Source organism: Streptomyces sp. WM6378 (assembly GCF_001279695.1).
GTDB lineage: Bacteria > Actinomycetota > Actinomycetes > Streptomycetales > Streptomycetaceae > Streptomyces.
The window spans coordinates 1-251 of sequence record NZ_LGDD01000248.1 but is presented as its reverse complement, the minus strand read 5'-3'; the positions used below and the strand labels follow the sequence as shown (position 1 = coordinate 251).

Below are 251 nucleotides of genomic sequence, written 5' to 3'. Positions count from 1 at the left end.
GGCGTTCGACGCGGTGTGCGCTTCCTTGGACGAGCATCTGGACCGTCCGTTGCGGGACGTGGTGTGGGGTGGGGACGTGGAGCTGCTGAACCAGACCGTGTACGCCCAGGCCGGGTTGTTCGCGATCGAGGTGGCGCTGTTCCGGCTGGTGGGGTCCTGGGGTGTCCGGCCGCAGTACGTGGCTGGACACTCCGTCGGCGAGATCGCCGCCGCGCATGTCGCCGGGGTCTTCACGCTGGCTGACGCCTGCA

The 251-nt window shown here is 69.3% G+C and carries 1 protein-coding gene; it reads left to right on the top strand.

The window, feature by feature from the left end:
* A partial coding sequence (locus ADK54_RS20080) for an acyltransferase domain-containing protein (protein ID WP_159047848.1) occupies positions 1–251 on the top strand: 251 nt, incomplete at both ends.